At 69.9% G+C, this 20455-nt stretch carries 14 protein-coding genes and 1 pseudogene; 4 read left to right on the top strand and 11 right to left on the bottom strand.

Features of this window, described 5'->3' with window-relative positions; translation table 11 throughout:
- Positions 1-219: 219 nt before the first annotated feature.
- Positions 220-1437 carry a thiolase family protein gene (locus ACZ5GT_RS14870; RefSeq protein WP_469021671.1) on the top strand — a complete coding sequence of 406 codons (1218 nt, stop codon included), beginning with the start codon at positions 220-222 and terminating at the stop codon, positions 1435-1437.
- Positions 1434-3563, top strand: a complete 2130-nt coding sequence (locus ACZ5GT_RS14865) for a 3-hydroxyacyl-CoA dehydrogenase NAD-binding domain-containing protein (protein ID WP_469021667.1) — start codon at positions 1434-1436, stop codon at positions 3561-3563. The genes ACZ5GT_RS14870 and ACZ5GT_RS14865 overlap by 4 nt, the downstream gene beginning before the upstream one ends.
- Positions 3564-3621: 58 nt before the next feature.
- Here the strand turns inward: ACZ5GT_RS14865 and ACZ5GT_RS14860 are convergent, their stop codons facing one another.
- Positions 3622-4638 carry a hypothetical protein gene (locus tag ACZ5GT_RS14860; RefSeq protein ID WP_469021662.1) on the bottom strand — a complete coding sequence of 339 codons (1017 nt, stop codon included), beginning with the start codon at positions 4636-4638 and terminating at the stop codon, positions 3622-3624.
- A gap of 50 nt (positions 4639-4688) precedes the next feature.
- Between ACZ5GT_RS14860 and ACZ5GT_RS14855 the strand changes: the two are divergent.
- Together ACZ5GT_RS14855 and ACZ5GT_RS14850 are read left to right on the top strand one after the other, a co-directional pair.
- Positions 4689-5618 (top strand): annotated as a pseudogene (locus ACZ5GT_RS14855) (NAD(P)-dependent oxidoreductase); the annotation flags it as partial.
- A 17-nt stretch (positions 5619-5635) separates the two neighbouring features.
- Positions 5636-6010, top strand: coding sequence for a PIN domain-containing protein (locus tag ACZ5GT_RS14850; protein ID WP_469021655.1), 375 nt, complete (start codon positions 5636-5638; stop codon positions 6008-6010).
- A 402-nt stretch (positions 6011-6412) separates the two neighbouring features.
- Here the strand turns inward: ACZ5GT_RS14850 and ACZ5GT_RS14845 are convergent, their stop codons facing one another.
- The 10 genes from ACZ5GT_RS14845 to ACZ5GT_RS14800 all read right to left on the bottom strand — a co-directional run bounded on the left by ACZ5GT_RS14845 (position 6413) and on the right by ACZ5GT_RS14800 (position 20451).
- On the bottom strand, positions 6413-7927 hold the full coding sequence (locus tag ACZ5GT_RS14845; RefSeq protein ID WP_469021650.1) for an amino acid permease: 1515 nt from the start codon (positions 7925-7927) through the stop codon (positions 6413-6415).
- Positions 7928-8171: 244 nt separating this feature from the next.
- Positions 8172-10100, bottom strand: a complete 1929-nt coding sequence (gene dxs / locus ACZ5GT_RS14840; RefSeq protein WP_351895081.1) for a 1-deoxy-D-xylulose-5-phosphate synthase — start codon at positions 10098-10100, stop codon at positions 8172-8174.
- Positions 10101-10291: 191 nt separating this feature from the next.
- Complete coding sequence (locus ACZ5GT_RS14835) at positions 10292-11587, bottom strand: sugar ABC transporter permease (RefSeq protein WP_469021644.1); 1296 nt, start codon at positions 11585-11587, stop codon at positions 10292-10294.
- The gene (locus tag ACZ5GT_RS14830) at positions 11584-12384 is read right to left on the bottom strand and encodes an ATP-binding cassette domain-containing protein (RefSeq protein WP_360757507.1); all 801 of its coding nucleotides are present in this window, start codon (positions 12382-12384) and stop codon (positions 11584-11586) included. Before ACZ5GT_RS14830 ends, ACZ5GT_RS14835 begins: the two co-directional genes overlap by 4 nt.
- A 182-nt stretch (positions 12385-12566) precedes the next feature.
- On the bottom strand, positions 12567-13667 hold the full coding sequence (locus tag ACZ5GT_RS14825) for a substrate-binding domain-containing protein (protein WP_469022070.1): 1101 nt from the start codon (positions 13665-13667) through the stop codon (positions 12567-12569).
- Positions 13668-13800: 133 nt separating this feature from the next.
- Complete coding sequence (locus tag ACZ5GT_RS14820) at positions 13801-15000, bottom strand: ROK family transcriptional regulator (RefSeq protein ID WP_469021639.1); 1200 nt, start codon at positions 14998-15000, stop codon at positions 13801-13803.
- 183 nt (positions 15001-15183) lie between these two features.
- On the bottom strand, positions 15184-16119 hold the full coding sequence (locus ACZ5GT_RS14815; RefSeq protein WP_469021636.1) for a carbohydrate ABC transporter permease: 936 nt from the start codon (positions 16117-16119) through the stop codon (positions 15184-15186).
- 15 nt (positions 16120-16134) lie between these two features.
- The gene (locus ACZ5GT_RS14810) at positions 16135-17070 is read right to left on the bottom strand and encodes a carbohydrate ABC transporter permease (RefSeq protein ID WP_469021633.1); all 936 of its coding nucleotides are present in this window, start codon (positions 17068-17070) and stop codon (positions 16135-16137) included.
- A 67-nt stretch (positions 17071-17137) separates the two neighbouring features.
- Positions 17138-18598, bottom strand: coding sequence for an N-acetylglucosamine/diacetylchitobiose ABC transporter substrate-binding protein (gene ngcE / locus ACZ5GT_RS14805; protein ID WP_469021630.1), 1461 nt, complete (start codon positions 18596-18598; stop codon positions 17138-17140).
- Between the two features lie 770 nt (positions 18599-19368).
- Complete coding sequence (locus ACZ5GT_RS14800) at positions 19369-20451, bottom strand: lytic polysaccharide monooxygenase auxiliary activity family 9 protein (protein WP_469021627.1); 1083 nt, start codon at positions 20449-20451, stop codon at positions 19369-19371.
- Positions 20452-20455: the final 4 nt, after the last annotated feature.

Below are 20455 nucleotides of genomic sequence, written 5' to 3'. Positions count from 1 at the left end.
GAGATCCCGGTCCGGCACCCGGAGGAAGAAGACGCGGAAGCCGTCGACGGCCGCCCCCTCGCGGAGGTCGACGGCGGCGCCGTGGGGGCCGTTCGGGTGTGACCTTCGCCGCTCCAGCCGTTGGGGGTGTGCAGCAGTGTTACCCACAAGTAGCATAAGCCTGAGCGCGCGCTCAGCGTGTCGCAGCAGTGCCATCCCGCACCCTGGAGGAGAGCCATCGTGCCTCGTACTGTCAGGGACGTCGTGTTCGTCGACGGCGTCCGCACCCCCTTCGGCAAGGCGGGCCCGAAGGGCATCTACCACGAGACCCGCGCCGACGACCTGGTCGTGAAGGCGATCCGGGAGCTGCTGCGCCGCAACCCGGGCCTGGACCCGAAGAAGATCGACGAGGTCGCCATCGCCGCGACCACGCAGATCGGCGACCAGGGTCTGACGCTGGGCCGCACCGCCGGCATCCTCGCGGGCCTGCCCCAGTCGGTGCCCGGCTACTCCATCGACCGCATGTGCGCGGGCGCCCTGACCGCCGTGACGACCACGGCCGGCTCCATCGCGTTCGGCGCGTACGACGCCGTCATCGCCGGCGGTGTCGAGCACATGGGCCGCCACCCGATGGGCGAGGGCGTCGACCCCAACCCGCGGTTCGTCAGCGAGAAGCTGGTCGACGAGTCCGCCCTGTTCATGGGCATGACGGCGGAGAACCTGCACGACCGCTTCCCGCACATCACCAAGCTGCGCGCCGACGAGTACGCGGTGCGCTCGCAGGACAAGGCCGCCAAGGCGTACGCCAACGGCAAGATCCAGGCCGACCTGGTCCCGATCTCCGTACGGCGCACCAGCCCCGAGGCCGGCGAGACGGGCTGGGGCCTGGTCACGGCGGACGAGCCGATGCGCCCGGGCACCACCCTGGAGAACCTGCAGGGCCTGAAGACGCCGTTCCGCGTGCACGGCCGGGTCACCGCGGGCAACGCGGCCGGTCTGAACGACGGCGCGACCGCCTCGATCATCGCCTCCGAGGACTTCGCCCGCGAGAACGGCCTGCCGGTCAAGATGCGGCTGGTCTCCTACGCCTTCGCGGGCGTCGAGCCGGAGGTCATGGGCTACGGCCCGATCCCGTCGACGGAGAAGGCCCTCGCCAAGGCGGGCCTGTCGATCGAGGACATCAACCTCTTCGAGATCAACGAGGCGTTCGCCGTCCAGGTCCTGGCCTTCCTCGACCACTACGGCATCGCCGACGACGACGAGCGCGTCAACCAGTACGGCGGCGCCATCGCCTTCGGTCACCCGCTCGCCTCCTCCGGCGTCCGTCTGATGACGCAGCTGGCCCGCCAGTTCGAGGAGCAGCCGCACGTCCGCTACGGCCTGACCACCATGTGCGTCGGCTTCGGCATGGGCGCGACGGTCATCTGGGAGAACCCGCACTTCGAGGGGGACAAGTGAGCACCACCGCCGAACTGCTCAAGGGCGCGGCCGAGCTGTTCCCGGACGAGGTCGTCACCAGTGCGCACGTACGCCACTTCGACCTGCCCCTGAACGCGGGCCGCTTCGCGCTGATCACGCTCGACAACGGGCACGACCACACCAAGCCGACCACCCTCGGCCCGCAGTCGCTGGCGAACATCGACGCCGCCATCGACCAGGTCGAGAAGGAGGCCGCGGACGGCGAGATCGTCGGCGTCGGCGTGACCGGCAAGCCGTTCATCTTCGCCGTCGGCGCCGACCTCAAGGGCGTCGAGCTGCTCAAGCGGCACGAGGACGCGCTCGCCATCGGCAAGGGCGGCCACGACGTCTTCAAGCGGCTGTCGAAGCTGGCCGTCCCCACCTTCGCGTACTACAACGGCGCGGCCATGGGCGGCGGCGTGGAGATCGGCCTGCACTGCACCTACCGCACGGTGTCCGCGGCCCTCCCGGCGTTCTCGCTGCCCGAGGTCTTCCTCGGTCTGGTGCCCGGCTGGGGCGGCTGCACGCTGCTGCCGAACCTGATCGGCGCCGACAAGGCCGTCTCGGTCATCATCGAGAACAGCCTCAACCAGAACAAGCAGCTCAAGGGCAAGCAGGTCCACGAGCTCGGGATCGCCGACGCGCTGTTCGAGGGCGCCGACTTCCTGGAGCAGTCGCTGATCTGGACGGCGTCCGTCCTCAAGGGCGAGATCGTCGTCGAGCGCCCGGTGATCGACCGCGGCGAGGCTTGGGACCAGGCCGTCGCCAAGGGCCGCTTCGTCGCGGACTCCAAGGTGCACGGCGCGGCCCCGGCCGCCTACCGCGCCCTGGACATCATCGCCGCCGCCAAGAACGGTGAGCTCCAGCAGGGCTACGACGCCGAGGACAAGGCGCTCGCCGACCTCATCATGGGCGGCGAACTGCGCGCCGGCATCTACGCGTTCAACCTGGTGCAGAAGCGCGGCAAGCGGCCGGCCGGCGCGCCGGACAAGTCGCTGGCCCGCCCGGTCACCAAGGTGGGCGTGGTCGGCGCCGGCCTGATGGCCAGCCAGCTCGCCCTGCTCTTCCTGCGCCGCCTGGAGGTCCCGGTCGTCCTCACGGACATCGACCAGGAGCGCGTCGACAAGGGTGTGGGCTACGTCCACGCCGAGATCGACAAGCTGCTCGCCAAGGGCCGCGTCAACCAGGACAAGGCCAACCGCCTGAAGGCCCTCGTCACGGGCGTCCTGGACAAGGCGGAAGGCTTCGCGGACGCGGACTTCATCATCGAGGCCGTGTTCGAGGAGATCGGCGTCAAGCAGCAGGTGTTCGCGGAGGTCGAGGCGGTCGCCCCGGCGCACGCGATCCTCGCCACCAACACCTCCTCCCTCTCCGTCACGGAGATGGCGTCGAAGCTGAAGAACCCCGAGCGGGTCGTCGGCTTCCACTTCTTCAACCCCGTGGCCGTCCTCCCGCTCCTGGAGATCGTCCGCGGCGAGCAGACCGACGACGCCTCCCTGGCGACCGCGTTCGCGGTGGCCAAGAAGCTGAAGAAGACCGCGGTCCTGGTCAAGGACGCCCCGGCGTTCGTGGTCAACCGCATCCTGACCCGCTTCATGGGCGAGATCCAGAACGTCATCGACGAGGGCACCCCGGTCGAGGTCGCGGAGAAGGCGGTCGAGCCGCTGGGCCTGCCGATGTCTCCCCTGGTCCTCCTCGAGCTGGTCGGCCCGGCGATCGGCCTGCACGTCTCCGAGACGCTCCACCGGGCGTTCCCGGACCGCTTCACGGTCTCCGAGAACCTCGCCGCCGTCGTCAAGGCGGGCAAGCGCGGCTTCTACGTCTACGACAGCGGCAAGCCGGAGCTGGACCCGGAGGTCGCCGCGCTGCTGAAGCAGGGCGACACGGTGCTGACCGAGGAGCAGGTCCGCGACCGCGTCCTGGACGCGGTGGCCCAGGAGATCGGCCTGATGCTCGACGAGGGCGTCGTCGCCGAGGCCCAGGACGTCGACCTGTGCCTGATCACCGGCGCCGGCTGGCCCTTCCACCTGGGCGGCATCACTCCGTACCTGGACCGCGAGGGCGTCTCCGAGCGCGTCAACGGCAAGAAGTTCCTGGCCCCGGGCGTGGCGTCGGTCCCCGCGTAACCGCCGCACACCCCTGAGGAGGGCCTCCGCCACACGGCGGAGGCCCTCCTTCGTCTCCTCATGCCTCCCGCCACGCCTCCAGCGCGAGGCCCGGCTCGTCCTTGCGGCGGGTGAGCAGCAGACTCCCGGTGGACGGGGACGACGTAGCCGCCACCACACGGCCGTCCTCGTCCACGGCGGGCGACACCCCGGCGTCCTCGGGGAGCAGCGGCCCGGACTCCGCCCACCAGGCGCCGGCCGACTCCTGCTCGGTCGGGTACGCGGCGAAAGCCACCCGGCCGCTCGCCGAACGCTGGGCGAGCAACGTGCAGTCGTACCCGTCGAGTTCGCAGCGGACGGCCCGGACCGGGCCGGGGCCCGCGGAGGGCAGCAGGGCGGCCGGCTTGGAGCCAGGACGCCAGGCGCACAGGTCACCCGAATCATCGGTGTAAAAAAGGGTCGTGCTCTCCGCGGAGGTCGCCAGCGCGTACAGGGTGCCCGGACGGACCGGCGTCTCCAGCGCCTCCTGGAGGACCGGCCGCGCGCCCGGCTCCTCCTGCCGCCAGTGCAGGATGCCGCCGGGCACGGCCGCGTACAGCTCCACCCGCCCCGACTCCCCCGTCACCGCCGCCAACCCGTCCCGCACATCAGCGCCCTTGAGGTCCCGCCAGGGGTCCCAGCCGCCCTTCTCCTTCTGGGCGACCATGCTCACCCCGCCGCCCCCGTTCCGCACGAAGACGTGGCCCCGGCCCTGCGCGTCGACCGCCACGGCGGGCGTGCCGGTGACAGCGCCCTTCTTGTTGGGGTGGCCGACCGGAACCCAGTCGAGGGCGGCGAGCAGCGGCCGGAAGTGGGTGGAGTGGACGAGGCCCGCCTCGCCGGAGACGGTGGGCCGCCACGCGGCCAAATGGGCGTACCGGTCGGGTCCCTGGCCGACGGCGCACGAGCCGAGCAGTCTCTGCTCCCCGCCGATCCTCCGGGCGGCCGCCCACGGGCCGCCGGGTGCGCTTTCCGCCCGGCACAGGACGGCGTCGTCCACGCGCAGATAGACACTGAGCCGGCCGTCACGGCCGCGCAAGAGCCAGTCGCCGTTCACCGGTTCACTCTAAGCGGGCGGCCCCCCGGGCGGGTACCGGCCGGTCGAACGGGCAGGCTGGGGCCTGGCAAAACGCAGACCCGGAAAGGGAAACCGACATGACCGACAAGCTGACCGTGAGCGTCCTCGGCACGGGCATCATGGGGGCCGCGATGGCCCGCAACCTCGCCCGCGCGGGCCACACCGTCCGCGTCTGGAACCGCACCCGCGCCAAGGCCGAGCCGCTCGCCGCCGACGGCGCGCAGGTCGCCGACAGCCCCGCCGAGGCGGTGCGGGGCGCCGACGTGGTGCTGACGATCCTGTACGACGGTCCGGCCGCCCTGGACGTCATGCGCGACGCCGCCGAGGCGCTGCGGCCCGGCGCCGCCTGGGTGCAGTCGACCACCGCCGGCATCGAGGCGACCGGCGAACTGGCCGCCTTCGCCCGTGAGCACGGCCTGCTGTTCTACGACGCCCCGGTGCTCGGCACCCGCCAGCCCGCGGAGGCGGGCCAGTTGACCGTACTGGCCGCCGGGCCCGCCGAGGGGCGGGCGGCGGTGCAGCCGGTGTTCGACGCGGTGGGCGCCCGCACGGTGTGGACCGGGGAGGACGGCGCGGACGGCAGCGCGTCCCGGCTGAAGCTGGTCGCCAACAGCTGGGTGCTCGCGGCCACCGCCGCGGCCGGCGAGGTGCTGGCGCTGGCGCAGGCCCTCGACGTCGACCCGCAGCGGTTCTTCGACCTGATCGCCGGCGGCCCTCTCGACATGGGCTACCTGCACGCCAAGACCAACCTGGTGCTGAACGACCAGCTGACCCCCGCCCAGTTCGCGGTGGTCACCGCGGCCAAGGACGCGCGGCTGATCGTCGAGGCGGGGCGGCAGAACGGCGTACGCCTGGACGTCGCCGCCGCGAGCGCCGAGCGCCTGGAGCGCGCCGCGGCACAGGGCCACGGCGACGAGGACATGGTGGCGGCGTACTTCGCCAGCTTCGACGCCGACTGACCTGTCACCCTTGCCGCATGGACGAGGAACTCCCCCTGCTGGTGATCGTCGACGGCGCGAACGTGGTCGGGTCGGTGCCCGACGGCTGGTGGCGGGACCGGCGGGGAGCCGCTGAACGTCTACGGGACCGGCTGGCGTCGGACGGCCTGCCGGGCCGCTCCGGCCCGCTGGAACTGGTCCTCGTCGTCGAGGGCGCGGCACGGGGCGTGGAGGCCGTACCGGGCGTACGGGTGGAGTCCGCACCCGGCAGCGGCGACGACCACATCGTCGCCCTGACCGCCCGGGCCGCCGACCGCCCGGTCCTGGTCGTCACGGCAGACCGCGAACTGCGCCGCCGGGTCACCGAACTGGGCGCCGAAGTAACCGGCCCCCGCTCGGTCCGCCCAACCTGACAAAGCACCACCCGCACCCGCACACAACGCCCAGCCGATGGTGCAACCCGCACCCGCACACAACGGCGAAGCACACCCAGCCGATGGCGCAACCCGCGACCGCGCACGACGGCGAAGCGCGCCGGCCGATAGCGCAACCCACACCCGCGCACGACGGCGAAGCGCGCCGGGCGATGGCGCGACCCGCGGCCGCCGACGGCGGGAAGGGGACGGGACGGGGGTGTTCGCCCGCAGCGGTTGGCGCGTCAACGCCAGTACCTCTCCAACGCCCGATTCCGCGCCGTTCCGAGGACGGACACCCCCGTCCCGGCCCCGACCCACCCCCCACCGCACGCGCTACGCGCACCCCCACCGAACCGCGACAGGCCGCCGCAGGCACTGGCGCGCCCGGCGACGAGAGCCTCACCCCCCGTTGCCGGAGAGCTGCCCGTCGGCCTCCGCCGCCTGCTCGCGGCCGAGGCGGCTGTGGGTGCGGCCGTAGAGGAAGTACACGAAGAAGCCGATCACCATCCACACCGCGAACCGCAGCCACGTCTCGGCAGGCAGGTTCAGCATCAGCCACAGCGAGGCGCACACCGACAGGATCGGCAGGAACGGCACCCACGGCGTCCGGAACGAGCGGTGCAGGTCCGGCCGGGTCCGGCGCAGGATGATGACGCTGAGCGCGACCACGACGAACGCGAACAGCGTGCCGATGTTCACCAGCTCGGCGAGTTCGCTGAGGCTGGTGAAGCCCGCGATGACCGCGATGAGGACGCCGAGCAGGATGGTCGGCCGGTGCGGGGTGCGGAAGCGCGGGTGCACGTGGGAGAAGAACCGCGGCAGCAGCCCGTCGCGGCTCATGGCGAAGAACACCCGGGTCTGGCCGAGCAGCAGGATCATGCAGACGGTGGTGAGACCGACGGCGGCGCCGAAGCTGATCACGCCCGCGTACCAAGGGTGCCCGATGGCCTTGAAGGCGTCGGCGAGCGGGGCGTCCACGGACAGCTTGCTGTACTTCTGCATGCCGGTGACGACGATGGACACCGCGACGTACAGGGCGGTGCAGATGAACAGCGAGCCGAGGATGCCGCGGGGCATGTCGCGCTGCGGGTGCCGGGTCTCCTCGGCGGCCGTGGCCACGATGTCGAAGCCGATGAAGGCGAAGAAGACGACGGATGCGGCGGTGAAGATGCCCATCACGCCGAAGTTGGAGGGGGCCCAGCCGAACATCAGCTGGATCAGGGGGGCCTTGATGTTGCCGCCCGCCTCGCCCGGCTGCGCCTTCGGGACGAACGGGTCGTAGTTGCCGCTGTCGATGAAGAAGGCGCCCGCGATGATGACGAGGAGGACGACCGTCACCTTGATCGCGACGACGACCGTGGTGACCCGCGCGGACAGCTTCATGCCGACCACCAGGATGGCCGTGAGCACCAGCACCAGCGCGGCGGCGAGGATGTCGAAGCCGAAGCCGTGGGCGCCGTCCCGGCCGGACAGGTACTCGGGCATGTGCCAGCCCGCGTTGTCCAGCAGCGAGCGGACGTAGCCGGACCAGCCGACGGCCACCACCGCCGTGCCGAGCGCGAACTCCAGGACCAGGTCCCAGCCGATGGTCCAGGCGGGCAGTTCGCCGAGGGAGGCGTAGGAGAAGGTGTACGCGGACCCGGCCACCGGCACGCTGGAGGCGAACTCCGCGTAGCACAGCGCGGCCAGCCCGCAGACCACGCCGGCCACCACGAACGACAGGGACACCGCGGGGCCCGCGTTGTTCTTGGCGACCGTGCCGGTGAGCACGAAGATGCCCGTGCCGATGATGACGCCGACGCCGAAGACCGTCAGGTCGAGGGCGGACAGGGTTTTCCTGAGCGCGTGCTCCGGTTCCTCCGTGTCCCGGATGGACTGCTCGACCTTCTTCGTCCGGAAGAGGTTGCTGCTCACGGGCGTACCTCCCACGCTCGTCGTCCTCGACATGATCGAGAGGGGGCGTGGTACGTGTGCCCCGGCGCGGCCGGTTTTCACGCGTACGGGCCGATGTCCCCACCGGGAAGGTGGTGACATCGGCCCGTACGGACGCGGGCGGTGGCGTCAGTCGCGCCCCGGCGTCACGGAGCGCCGGCGTCAGTCGCGCCCCGGCTCACGGAGCGCCGGCGTCAGTCGCGCCCCGGCTCACGGAGCGCCGGCGTCAGTCGCGCGCGGGCTCCACGGAGTCGACCCGGTCGCCCGTACGGTCGAACCGGCCGTCCAGCTTGGAGACCAGACCGGTGACCTGACGGGCGATGTCCGGCGCGGTGAGGCCGATCTCGGCCATGACCTCGGCGCGGGAGGCGTGGTCGAGGAAGCGCGGCGGGATACCGAAGTCGCGCAGCGGCACGTCCACGCCCGCGTCGCGCAGGGCCTGGGCGATCGCCGAGCCGACACCGCCGGCGCGGGAGTTGTCCTCGACGGTGACGACGACGCGGTGGCGCTCCGCGAGCGGGGCCATGGCCTCGTCGACCGGCTTGACCCAGCGCGGGTCGACGACGGTGGTGGAGATGCCCTGCTTGTCGAGGAGCGCGGCGATCTCCAGGCACATCGGCGCCAGGGCGCCCACGGAGACCAGCAGCACGTCCGGGGTCCGGGTGCCGGGTTCGCGCAGCACGTCCATGCCGCCCACGCGGCCCACGGCGGGTACGGCGGGGCCGACGGCGCCCTTGGAGAAACGGACCACGGTGGGCGCGTCGTCGACCTCGACGGCCTCGCGCAGCTGGGCGCGGACCTGGTCGGCGTCGCGCGGGGCGGCGAGCCGGAGGCCCGGCACGACCTGGAGGATCGACATGTCCCACATGCCGTTGTGGGAGGCGCCGTCGGTGCCGGTGACGCCGGCCCGGTCCAGGACGAAGGTCACCCCGCACTTGTGCAGGGCGACGTCCATCAGGACCTGGTCGAAGGCACGGTTGAGGAAGGTGGCGTAGACGGCGAAGACGGGGTGCAGCCCGCCGTGCGCCAGGCCCGCGGCGGACACGGCGCCGTGCTGCTCGGCGATGCCGACGTCGAAGACCCGGTCGGGGAAGGCCTTGGCGAACTTGTCGAGGCCGACCGGCTGGAGCATCGCGGCGGTGATGGCGACGATGTCCTCGCGCTCCTTGCCGAGAGCGACCATCTCCTCGCCGAAGACGGACGTCCAGTCGGCGCCGGAGGTCGCGATGGGCAGGCCGGTGTCGGGGTGGATCTTGCCGACGGCGTGGAAGCGGTCCGCCTCGTCCTGGAGGGCGGGCTGGTAGCCGCGGCCCTTCTCGGTGAGGCAGTGCACGATGACGGGCCCGCCGAAGCGCTTGGCACGCGCCAGCGCGGACTCCAGGGCCTCGATGTCGTGGCCGTCGATCGGGCCGACGTACTTCAGGCCGAGGTCCTCGAACATGCCCTGCGGGGCGATGAAGTCCTTCAGGCCCTTCTTGGCGCCGTGCAGGGTCTCGTACAGCGGCTTGCCGACGACCGGGGTGCGGTCGAGGATCTCCTTGGTGCGGGTGAGGAAGCGCTCGTAGCCGTCGGTCGTCCGCAGCGTGGCCAGGTGGTTGGCGAGGCCGCCGATGGTCGGGGCGTACGAGCGCTCGTTGTCGTTGACGACGATGACCAGCGGGCGGTCCTTGGCCTCGGCGATGTTGTTCAGCGCCTCCCAGGCCATGCCGCCGGTCAGCGCGCCGTCACCGATCACCGCGACGACGTGGTCGTCGCGGCCGAGGATCTGGTTGGCCTTGGCCAGGCCGTCGGCCCAGCCCAGCACCGTGGAGGCGTGGCTGTTCTCGATGACGTCGTGCTCGGACTCGGCCTGCGAGGGGTAGCCGGACAGGCCGCCCTTCATCTTCAGCCGGGAGAAGTCCTGCCGGCCGGTCAGCAGCTTGTGCACGTAGGACTGGTGGCCCGTGTCCCAGAGCACCTTGTCCTTCGGGGAGTCGAAGACGCGGTGCAGGGCGATGGTCAGCTCGACCACACCGAGGTTGGGGCCGAGGTGGCCGCCGGTCTTGGAGACGGCGTCGACGAGGAATGTCCGGATCTCCTCTGCCAGCTGGTCCAGCTGCTCCAGGCTGAGCCGGTCCAGATCGCGCGGTCCCCTGATGCGGGTCAGCAGCGGCACCCGTTCCTCCTTGCGGTAGAGCTGATCGAGCTGTTGCCGGGCGTGTCGAGTCTAGTGTTCCGCCGTTGCGGCCGGGCTCCGGGCGGTGCGTCGTAGGTCACGCGTTCGGCAGTACCCATGATCGGACCGTCCTACGACACGACTGTGCCCGGCGCCGCCGTCGGCGCCGGGCACAGAGCGTTGCGGGGACGTTACGCCCGTCCGGCCGTCTTCTGCGTCTTGCGGGTGACCGAGTCGATCACGACCGTGGTGAGCAGCACCGCCGCGGTGATCATGTACTTCACCGGCTCGGCGATGGACTCCAGCTGGAGGCCGTACTGGATGGAGACGATCACCAGGACGCCCAGCAGGGCGTTCCAGGTGCGGCCGCGGCCGCCGAACAGCGAGGTGCCGCCGATGACCGCGGCGGCGATCGCGTTCATCAGCAGGTCGCCGGCGCCGGCGCTCTGGTTGGCCGACGCGATCTTCGAGGCCAGGAACAGGCCGCCGACGGCCGCGAAGCCGCCGGAGATCGCGAAGACCGAGATCCGGATCGCGGTGACGTTGATGCCCGCGCGCCGCGAGGCCTCGACGCTGCCGCCGAGCGCGAAGATCTTGCGGCCGTAGGCGGTGCGGCGCAGCACGAAGTCGGTGCCGATCAGGAAGACCAGGAAGATCACCGTGGCCAGCGGCAGGCCCTTGTACTGGTTGTACATCGCGGCCGCGGCGAAGGAGACCACGGCCAGCAGCACCGTGCGCAGGATCGTGTCGCTGAGCGGCCGGGACGGGATGCCCGCGGCCTCCCGGCGCCGGTTGCCCAGGAACGAGGAGATGAAGAACACCGCGACCACGGCGACGGCGAGCCCGTAGGCGGCGGCCACGTCGGAGAAGAAGTACGTGGTCAGCTTGCCGATCAGGCCGTCGCTGTCGAGGTTGATCGTGCCGTTCTCGCCCAGGATCTTGAGCATGAAGCCGAGCCAGAACAGCAGGCCGGCCAGGGTCACCGCGAAGGCGGGGGCGCCGAGCACCGCGAAGAAGAACCCGTGCAGCGCGCCGATGGCCGCGCCGGCGGCGACGGCGATGAGCACGGCGGCCCACTCGGGCCAGCCCTGGTTGACGGCGAGGACGGCGGCGATGGCGCTGGCCGCGCCGCTGACCGAGCCGACGGACAGGTCGATCTCGCCGAGCAGCAGCACGAAGACGATGCCGACGGAGATCATGCCCGTGCCGACCATCGTGACGGTGATGTCACTGAGGTTCTGCGCGGACAGGAACTGGGAGTTCAGGCTCTGGAAGATGACGCAGATGGCGATCAGGCCGATGACGACCGGGATGGAGCCCAGCTCGCCGGTCTTCATCTTGCGCTTGAACTCGCCGATGTAGCCCGTCAGTCCCTGCTCGCGCACGAGCAGCCGCGGGTCGACCGCGGTCACCGCGGCCGCGGCGGCCTCGGGGTTCTCGACGACGGGTGCGTCCTTGGCGGTCGCGGAGGTCTTGTCGACGCTCACTGGGAAACCTCCCCGTTCGTGCTGGTGGCGCGGGCCGCACGCCGGGTCACGGCGTTGTCGGTGGCGCCGGTGATGGCGGAGATGATCTCCTCCTGGGAGGTGGTCTTCACCTCGAAGACGCCGTTGTTGCGGCCCAGACGCAGCACGGCGACCTTGTCCGCCACGGCCTTGACGTCGGCCATGTTGTGGCTGATGAGGATGACGGCGTGGCCGCGCTCGCGCAGCCGCTCCACCAGGTCGAGGACCTGGGCGGTCTGCTCGACGCCGAGCGCCGCGGTGGGCTCGTCGAGGATGACCAGCTTCGGCTCGCCGAGCATGGAGCGGGCGATGGCGACCGTCTGGCGCTGACCGCCGGACAGCGAGGCGATCGGGATGCGCACGCTCGGGATGCGGATGGACAGCGTCCGCAGCAGTTCCTGGGAGCGGCGCTCCATCTCGACCTCGTCGAGGACGCCCCACTTCCGCAGCTCACGGCCGAGGAAGAGGTTGCCGACGACGTCGATGTTGTCGCACAGCGCGAGGTCCTGGTAGACGGTCGCGATGCCCAGGGCCTGGGCGTCGTGCGGCCGGTTGATCTGGACGGCCTTGCCGTCCCATTCGATGACACCCTCATCGATGGGGTGCACGCCGGCGATCGTCTTGACCAGCGTGGACTTTCCGGCGCCGTTGTCGCCCACCAGGGCGACCACTTCACCGGCGTGGACCTCAAGCTCTACGTCGGTGAGCGCCTGAACGGCACCGAACCGCTTGGAGACCCCGCGCAACGCCAGCACGGGCGTAGCGGACACGTGAACCATCTCCTTCGCCGCCTGACCCGGCGGAAGGTTGTGCAGAAAGTGGGGGGGGGGCTTGTTCCGTCCGGCGCCCCGCACTAGCTGCGGGGCTGGTGGACACGGGGCGCCGGACGAGCCTGGGGCGTCACGTCCCGTACGGGAATTCAAGGACGAATTCCCGTATCTGGGAAGGGACCTGCGACTGCTTACTCGAGGCCGATCTTCTTGCAGGCCGCGGCGTACTTGCCGGCGCAGATCTCGGACACGCTGTAGACGCCGTCCTTGACGACGGTGTCCTTGATGTTGTCCTTGGTCAGCGAGGTGACCGGGACCAGGACCGACGGGACGTCGGTGGCGCTGCCGCTGGAGACCTTGTCCTTGGCGATGGAGTCCAGGGACTCGCCCTTGGCGAGCGCGACGGCCATCTCGGCGGCCGCGTCGGCCTCCGGTGCGTACGGCTTGTAAACGCTCATGTACTGCTCACCCGCGACGATGCGCTGCACACCGGCGAGCTCCGCGTCCTGGCCGGTGACCGGCACGGAGAGGCCGGCCGCCTTCAGGGCGGTGATGATACCGCCGGCCATGCCGTCGTTGGCGGAGTAGACGCCCGCGATGTTCTTGGCGCCGACCGCGGAGATCGCGGCCTCCATCTCGGAGTTGGCGTTGTCCGGCGACCACTCCTTGGTGTCGTACTCCTTGGCGATGGTGACCTTGCCGTCGAGGACGGAGTGCGCGCCCTTCTTGAACTGGGCGGCGTTCGGGTCGGTGACGGAGCCGTTGACCATGACGATCTTGGAGGACTTGGTGGCCTTGCTGCCCAGCGCCGTCAGCAGGGCCTCGCCCTGGGTCTTGCCGACCTCCTCGTTGTCGAACGAGGTGTAGGCGCTGATCGGGCCCTCGGCGAGGCGGTCGTAGGCGACGACCTTGATGCCGGCGTCCTTGGCCTTCTGAACGGAGTTCTTGATGGCCTTGGCGTCCACCGCGTCCAGGATCAGCACGTCCACCTTGTTGGTGATCATCGTGTCGACCTGCTGGGCCTGGAGGCTGGCGTCCTGGCGGGCGTTGTTGTACTGGATCGTCGCCTTGTTGTTCGTCAGCTCCTTGATCTTCTTCTCGATCAGCGGGCGGTCGAACTTCTCGTACCGGGCGGTCTTGTTCTCCGGCAGGAGCAGACCGACCTTGATGTTGTCGCCCTTCGCGGCGGGCTTGGACGAGTCCGCCTTGTCGCCGGACTCCTTCGCGCTGCCACAGGCGGCGAGGGATACGGCCATCGCACCGACGGCAACGGCAACGGCGGCACGACGCATACGCGTGTTCACTTCAGAAACCTCCCTGACGAGGCCGCGTCGTTGCGGCCGAGGTGGCTGGAAGTCAACTCGGCCACACGTGCGACGTCAAGAAGTAAATCCTTAACGGGTTGGCAACGGTGCCATCCGTTATCTAAGTGAAGGCGGGCGCGGCGGCGTGCAGCGTGCCGTCCAAAAGGGTCGAATCGCCCATCTCGCTGAGTGCGAGGGCGAGCGCTCCGAGCACCTCGGCACGGCCGCCAAGTGCCCCCGGAAGTATGGACAGTTGGCGCGCCGCGCTGGGGATCGCGTAGCGCCCGACGGACTCCCTTATGGGCCCGAGAACCAGCTCGCCGGCCTCGGCGAGATCACCGCCCAGGACCACCCGGCTCGGGTTCAACAGGTTGCAGAGGTTGGCGACTCCACTGCCGATGTGACGGCCGACGTCGGCGATCACCCGACGGCAGCCCGGATCCCCTTCCCGGGCCAGCCGCACGACGCCTTCCATCGTCAGGTCGGTGCCGTGACTGGGCTGGAGCAGGGGCAGCACATAGCGTGCGGCCGTGAAGGTCTCCAGGCAGCCCCGGTTGCCGCAGCGGCAGACCGGGCCGGACTCATCAAGTGTAATATGCCCTATTTCTCCGGCCGTGCCCCCGGGCCCGCGGTAGATCTTCCCGTCGATCACGAGTCCCGCGCCGACGCCGCTGGCGACCTTGATGTACGCCAGGTCGCGCACCCCTCGCCCGGCGCCCCAGACCAGCTCGCCGAGGGCGCCGAGGTTGGCGTCGTTGTCCACGTGCACCGGCACGCCGAGCCGCCCCCGCAGCTCCTCGGCGGGCCTGGTGCCGCCCCAGCCGGGCAGGATCGCGGTCGAGCCCAGGGTGCCGGACTCGACGTCGATCGGGCCGGGCACGCCGAGACCCACCCCGGCGATCTTGGACCGGTCGACCCCGGTCGCCGCGATCAGGCGGTCGACCAGTTCCTCCGCCCGGTCGAAGCCCTGGTCCGAGGACGCGTCCACGTCCAGTGGCTCGGACTCCTCGGCCAGCACCTGATGGGCGAGGTTCCCGACCGCGACCCGCAGATGCGTGTGCCCGAAGTCCACGCCTATGACAATGCCGGCGTCCCCGCTCAGCGAGACGCTGCGGGCCCGGCGGCCACCCGCCGAGGTGGGCGTGACCTCGACCGTTCCGCCGTCCTTGAGTTCGCGGACGATGTTGGAGACCGTCGCCGCGGACAGCCCCGTGGTCCTCGCGATCTCCGCCTGCGTGAGCGACCCGGCCAGCCGCACGGCGCGTACGACCCGCTCCAGGTTGGCTCGGTGCAGCGACGACTGCGACCCTGGAGTCTCCACGACGACCTCCTGCGCACGGGGCCGCTTCGATGAGACCCCGTCTATGTCCAACTAGTGAACTCTAAGCTGAGCCGTTCGGGTCGCCTCCCGTCAAGAGGTTGAACCGTTTCGGGGTGCATGCAGACATAACCGCGCGCCCCGCCCCGGCCCGGGAACGGCGCGCGGTCGGCCGGCTGCGCAGCGCTACTTCAGCGTGGCCGACGTCAGACCCGCCTGCACCTGACGCTGGAAGGACAGGTACACCACCAGCATAGGAACCATCGCGATGGTCACGCCCGCGAAGAGGACGGGCAGGTCGGAGGCGTAGCCCTGCTGCTGTTGCAGCTGGATGAGGCCCTGGGTGAGGACGTAGCGCTCGGGGTCGTCGCCGCTTTGCGGCTGCATCAGGACCGTCGGCAGGATGAACTGGTTCCACTGGCCGAGCGTGTTGAAGATCCCCACGCTGATCAGCCCCGGCTTCGCCATCGGCAGCATGACCTGGAAGAAGGTCCGGGTGTGCGAGGCCCCGTCCAGGATCGCCGCCTCGAACACCGCCGTAGGCAGGGTCCGGAAGAAGGCGTGCATGAAGAACACCGTAAACGGCATCGAGTAGGCGATGTAGACCAGGACGAGGCCCTGGTAGGTGTTGAGCATGTCCAGCCGCTTGACCATGAAGAACAGCGGGACGAGGGCCAGGAACACCGGGAACATGGCGCCGGCGACGAAGAAGTAGTACAGCAGCCGGTTGCCCCAGAACCGGTAGCGGGCCAGCACGTACGCGGCCATGGAGCCGAACAGCATCGTCAGCGGCACGGAGAAGACCAGCACGATGACGGTGTTGAGGAAGTAGTCGCCGATGCCCTTGTCCCAGGCGCGCCGGAACACGTCGAAGGTCCAGTTCTCGGGCAGGCCGAAGGCCGAGCCGCCGATCTGGGCGTCGGTCTTGAAGGAGCTGAGCACCAGCCACAGCAGCGGCAGCACGATCAGCAGGGCCCACAGCGCCAGGAAGCCGTGCGAGAAGACGTTCAGGACGACGCCTTCGCCGCTCCGGCCGGCGGGGCGGGCGGGGGCCTCGGCGGCGCTCGGCCGCGGCTGGGGGGTGCCGCCCCGGGGGGCGGTCTCCTTGAGGGGTGCGCTCATCGTCGTATCTCCCGCTCAGAACTCGACGCGGTCGCGGCGGGTGGCGCGCAGCATGACCACGGACAGGACCAGGGTGAGCAGCAGCATGACGACGCCCATGGCACAGGCGTAGCCGCTCTTGCCGAAGTACTGGAAGTTGCGCATCATCACCGTCGACATCACGTCGCTGTGATGGTCGGGGCCGCCGCCGTAGGCGCCCATGTTCTGGGTCATGGAGGACACCAGGACGAACATGTCCATCGCGACGATGCCCAGGTAGACCCAGGCGGTCTGCACGGTGTCCCACAGCAGCGGCAGGGTGATGCGGAAGAAGGACTGGCCGCGGCCGGCGCCGTCGATGAGGGCGGCCTCGTAGACGTCCTTCGGGATGGACTGCATGGCGGCCGAGAACAGCACCAGGTAGAAGCCGACGCCGTGCCAGACCACCGCGATGATCAGCGCCCACAGCACCATGTCGGGCTCGTTGAGCCATTCCACCGGGTTGTTCGCATCGACCAGGCCGGCCTTGATCAGGAAACCGTTGAGCAGGCCGCCGCCGTCGCTGCGGTACACCGTGTTGAACAGCACCGCGACGATCGCCAGCGACAGCACCTGCGGGAAGAAGTAGACGACTTTGTAGAACCGGGATCCGGCGACGCCCTGGACTCCGCCGGCCCTGCCGCGTCCGCCCGCGTTCACCATGAACGCGAAGAACAGGGCGAGCAGTATGGTGATCACCGGGATGAAGATCAGGAACAGGATGTTGTGCCAGATGGCCTGCAGGAAGACGTCGTCCTTCAGCAGCGCCCGGTAGTTGTCGAGGCCGACGAACCTGAAGGTCTGCGACTGTCCTTTCCAGTCGGTCAGCGAATAGCCGAACGTCTGGATGTACGGCCAGATCACGAAGATCAGATAGAGCGCCACGGGGACGAAGAGGAATCCCGCGACAAACCTGTACTGCCCTTTGCGCATTGGCGTTTCCTGCCCCTGGTGTCCTGCCCCGGGCCGGATCGCTCCGGCCCGGGACACGGCGTCGCGGTCAGTCCCGGTGGTTCTTCTTGGAGGACGGGTCCTTGGCCTGCTTGTCGACCGCAGCCTGACAGCGTTTCAGCCATTCCTTCGGCTGGATGCGCTTGGCCATCAGCTCGTTGGACGCGGCCTCGATGGCGGCCCCCATCTCGCTGTACCACTCGGTGTACAGGTAGCGGAAGGTGTTGTCACCGGCCGCCTTGGACGCCTCGACCGTGGACTGGGTGCCGGGGCGCAGCTTGACGCTCGGATCGACGCCGTCCTTGAGGATGGTCAGCGAGTTGGCCTCCTTGGCGAACAGCGTCGACCACTCCTTGGAGAGCATGCGCCGCATGAACTCCTTGGCCCCGGCGAGGTTCTTGGCCTTCGCGGGGATGATGAAGGGCTCGCCGGAGCCGGCCCGGATCGCCTCGAACGGCAGCTCGCTGTCCGGCAGCAGCGGCATCGGCAGGAACTTCATGTCGAAGTCGGCCGGCGTCTGCTTCAGCTGCTCGTTCTCCAGCCAGGAGCCGCAGGTGATGAAGGCGGCCTTGTACTGGTTCCAGCGGGTCTGCGACTCGGTGTGGGTCAGGCCGTTGGTGCCGGGCATCAACAGGCCCTTCTCGACGACCTCGTAGATCGCCTCGACGCCCGCCTGGGCCGCGTCGGAGCCCACGAACGCCTTGGGGTCGAGGTTGTCGATCGCCTTCATGGCCTCCAGACCGCCCTTCTTGGCGATCATGTCCATGATGGCGACGTTGATGTAGTACGGGTACTTGCCCTGGTGGGCCAGGCCGCCGATGCCCTGCTTCTTGGCGTCCTGGCAGATGGCGATGAACTCGTCCCAGGTCTTGGGCGCCTCCCAGCCCTTGTCCTTGAAAAGCTTGCCGGAGTACCACAGGCCCCAGACGGTGTAGATGTAGTTGAGGGCGACGATCTTGCCCTCCTGCATGCCCGCGTCCAGGGTGCCGGGGATGATCATGTCCCGGACCTTCTTGGACGGGTCGTCGACCGAGGGCGCGTCGAGCACCGGCGCGAGGTCCAGCAACTGGCCGTTCTTGTACAGGACGTCGACCTTGATCTGCTGGGCACCGGAGTCGTCCACGATGTCCGGCGGGTTGCCCGCGTTGAAGCGGGGCTGGAGCTTGCCGGTGATCTCCTGCGTGCCGGTGTGGGTGGAGGTGATGCCGAGCTTCTGCTGGTAGTTCGCCTCCCACGCCTTGGCGTAGTCGTCGCCGTAGCCGCCCTTGAAGATGACGACGTCGAGCTTGCTGCCCTTCTGCACTCCGAAGGGGTTGGACTTCGAGGTCTTGCCCTGGCTGGAGTCGCCGTCGTCGTCACCCCCGCCGCCGCTCGCGCACGCGGACAGCAGGCTCATCGCGGGTACGGAGACCAGTCCGAGCGCGGCGGACCGCTTGATCAGATCGCGGCGTCCCACACCCGATGTGCCGGTGCTGTCGGTGCCGTGGTTCTCGGCGGAAGTGGATCCCATGCTCAAGTCCTCGCCTTCTCCAGGACTCAGGCGGTGAACCGGATCCTCCCCGGCACCGCGGTCAGGTCAAGCAGGGTCGTGCAGGAAGTGCGGATCGGATGAATCGCCGACAGGTATAGTCCATTTCTGGTGGGCGGATCAAGATCGAATGCAAGGTTCGTCAATGGTCTTATCCGAGTTGAGACCTCGAGGAAATACGCACCCCCGGTGGGCGCGTCGCCGGAAAAATCCACGACATAGGCCCCGAATGCCACAGGCAACGCCCTTGACATCACTGATCACTTACTTGCCGTCGGCCTTTGCGTGACGCGTTGACAACGTTGTCGCAGACTGCGGGGAAGGCACTCGCGAACGCACCGGGGAAGTCGGTAGGGGCGGGGTCCTGCGGTCGGACGAGCTGCCGGACCGAGGGCCGCGCGCGGGCGCCGGCAGACGCGTGCGTGCCCCCGGCCCACCGCGAGGTGCTTGCGCCGGCACACGCGTGCGTGCCCCCGGCCCACCGCGAGGTGCTTGGGCCGGGGGCACGCCTGTGCGGCCCCGGCGAGGCTGTGCCGGGGCGCCGGGAGCCGCCTTCTCAGGGCCGGCCGGAGCCGCCCTCCGGGGCCGCCGGAGCGGGCCGCCGGGAGCCGCCTTCAGGGGTCGGTCTGAGCGGGCGTCCGGGGCGGCCGTCCGGGACAGTCCTGAGCGGCCGTAACGGGCAGCCTCGATCGGCCGGCCCGGGAGCAGCCTCGATCGGCCGTCCGGGGCCGGCCGCTGCGCCGGGGCGGGCCCTAGCCGACCTGGCAGGGCAGGGTCGTCGCCGCGTCACCGCCGTCGCCGGTGACGACGTATCCGAAGGTGGTGCTCGCGCCTGGACTCAGCGAGCCGTTCCAGTCGGCGTTGTGGACCATCACGTCCTGGCCGGTGTAGGTGGCGTTGCCGTTCCACAGGCTGTCGACCTTCTGGCCGTCCGGCAGCGTCCAGTCGACCATCCAGCCCAGCATGGGCACGTCGCCGGTGTTGGTGACGGTCACCTCCGACTGGTAGCCGCCGTTCCAGGTGCCGGTGGTCTTGCGGGTGGCGGAGCAGGTGCCGGGGACCGGGTCGGTCGGGTTGCCCGGGTCGTGGATGCCCGTGACCTCGCCGTTGCCGCCGTCGAAGACCACGTCGGAGCAGGAGTAGAAGGTCTCCGCGCTGTCCGAGCGCTGCCACACCATGTAGATGATGTGCCGCCCCGACTTGCCCTCGGGGAGCTTGCCGCTCCAGGAGTAGTTGGCCTCGACCGTGCCCGGGCTGCCGTTGAGCGGCGGGTGGTCGACGGTGAGGAACGGGGTGTCCTCGAGGTCGTCCCAGGTGAGCGTCTTGGTCGGGTCGAAGCCGTCCTTGGTGACGTAGACGTAGAACCAGCCCGGGTGCGCGGCCCAGGCGTTGTACGAGAAGTCGACCGTCGCGCCCGAGGTGAGGTGGGTCAACGGCCAGTCGTTGCGCGGCAGGTTGAAGCCGGTGAAGTTCGGGTTGCCGCCGCTGCACAGTTCGCCGTCCGGCACGAAGCCGCGGGTGCGGCCGGCGCCGTCCGAGCGCAGCACCGAGAACCAGTTGTAGAACGGCGTGGTGCCGCTGATCTGCTGGGCGGCCTTGCAGGCCGGGTTGACCGGCTTGATCTCACCGGTGTCGGTGAGGCCGTCCTGCCAGCACAGGAAGGTACGGCTGCCGGGCTTCATCGGGGTGCCGTGGGCCTGTGCCGGCACGCCGGCCGTCAGCACCAGGGCCAGGGCCGGGACGGTGGCGAGCAGGGAGACCAGGACCAGGAAGAGGGCCTTGGTCCGGGTGGAGGGCGCCGATCGGCGCGCGGTCCTCTCGATTGACAGGATCATGACA

The organism is Streptomyces sp. NPDC031340 (assembly GCF_055569945.1).
The sequence above is the reverse complement of the archived record's forward strand: the minus strand, read 5'-3'. Positions and strand labels throughout refer to the sequence as shown.

Bases quoted from the DNA above. Each gene is read 5' to 3' on its own strand.
- ACZ5GT_RS14850 (WP_469021655.1), top strand. From the start codon at position 5,636: ATGGACGAGGAACTCCCCCTGCTGGTGATCGTCGACGGCGCGAACGTG.
- ACZ5GT_RS14830 (WP_360757507.1), bottom strand. From the start codon at position 12,384: ATGGTTCACGTGTCCGCTACGCCCGTGCTGGCGTTGCGCGGGGTCTCC.
- ACZ5GT_RS14825 (WP_469022070.1), bottom strand. From the start codon at position 13,667: ATGCGTCGTGCCGCCGTTGCCGTTGCCGTCGGTGCGATGGCCGTATCC.
- ACZ5GT_RS14815 (WP_469021636.1), bottom strand. From the start codon at position 16,119: ATGAGCGCACCCCTCAAGGAGACCGCCCCCCGGGGCGGCACCCCCCAG.
- ACZ5GT_RS14810 (WP_469021633.1), bottom strand. From the start codon at position 17,070: ATGCGCAAAGGGCAGTACAGGTTTGTCGCGGGATTCCTCTTCGTCCCC.
- ngcE (WP_469021630.1), bottom strand. From the start codon at position 18,598: ATGGGATCCACTTCCGCCGAGAACCACGGCACCGACAGCACCGGCACA.
- ACZ5GT_RS14800 (WP_469021627.1), bottom strand. From the start codon at position 20,451: ATGATCCTGTCAATCGAGAGGACCGCGCGCCGATCGGCGCCCTCCACC.